The 1,137-nt window shown below is 74.6% G+C and carries 1 protein-coding gene and 1 pseudogene; both read left to right on the top strand.

Features of this window, described 5'->3' with window-relative positions; genetic code table 11:
* A partial coding sequence (locus tag HW445_RS31995; RefSeq protein WP_180224257.1) for a GNAT family N-acetyltransferase occupies positions 1 to 859 on the top strand: 859 nt, incomplete at its 5' end.
* A 102-nt stretch (positions 860 to 961) separates the two neighbouring features.
* Positions 962 to 1,137 (top strand): annotated as a pseudogene (locus HW445_RS33975) (DUF885 domain-containing protein); the annotation flags it as partial.

The raw sequence follows: 1,137 nt of genomic DNA, 5'->3' as shown, positions 1-1,137 counted from the left end.
CGCCCCGACCCGCGCCGTGACCCTGGCCACCCGCACCGCCCTGGACCCCGCCGAACTTCCGCTCTCGCTGCGCCAGTTGCTGGGGCGCTGCGCCATCCGCCAGGCTCCGCCCGGGCGGGGCGGCGGGAGCGGGGAGCAGCAGGGCGGGGCGGCGGAGCTCGACGAGGTCTCCGGCACCGTGATGCGCCTGCCCACCCCGGACGGCGGTGTGATCACCGTGGACCGGCCGCATCTGCCCTTCACCCCGGCCGAGTTCGCCCGGGCCCGTGCCCTGGTGGAGCTCGACGGCCGTCTGGGGCCGCGGCTTCCGGTGTCGGAGGACCTGCTGACGGTGCCCGGCGCGGGCCACTTCACGGTCCGCCGGGCCGGACCGGGTGACCTGGAGGCCGCGAAGGCGCTCCACACCCGCTGCTCGGCGCAGACCCTGCGGCGGCGGTACCACGGCCCGGTGGGCGACGCCGACCGTTACCTGCGGCACCTGCTCAGCCCCAACTTCGGCCGCACCCTGGTGGTGGAGACCACGCGCGGTCACGTCGTCGGGCTCGGTCACCTCCTGTGGGACGGCGACGAGACCGAGGTCGCACTGCTCGTGGAGGACGCCTGGCAGCGCCGTGGCATCGGCGGCGAACTGCTGTACCGGCTGGTGCGGATGGCCGCCGAGGCAGGCTGCGGCGCCGTCTACGCGGTGACGCAGGCGTCCAACACCGGAATGCTGGCGGCGATGCGCGGCCTCGAGCTGCCGCTGGAGTACCAGGTCGAGGAGGGCACCCTGGTGATCACCGCCCGGGTGGAGCCCGTGCCGGCCGTCCTGCCGCAGGGCGGAGCGGCCTTCGACGAGGGGCGTGCGGACGGGAGTTGAGGCGACACGGTGGTGGCGGCGGGGGCGTTTTCCGGCCGCCGTCACCACCGGACGCCCGGTCGGTGCTGACGTGGGCCCTCCTCCTGGGAAAGGATGACCCCCATGTCAGACACCAACAACCCGCTGCCCCGCCAGGTCGCCGACGCCTATGTCGACGACCTGATCGCCCTCGATCCGATCACCGGCACCTACCTCGGCGTCAAGGAGAGTTCGAGCAGGCTGCCGGACACCTCGCCGGCCGGGCAGGAGGCCCTGGCCGCGCTCCAGCGGGCCACCCT

It is taken from the genome of Streptomyces sp. UH6, assembly GCF_013421635.1.
GTDB classification, from domain to species: Bacteria; Actinomycetota; Actinomycetes; order Streptomycetales; family Streptomycetaceae; genus Streptomyces; species Streptomyces abyssomicinicus.
The sequence above is the reverse complement of the archived record's forward strand: the minus strand, read 5'-3'. Positions and strand labels throughout refer to the sequence as shown.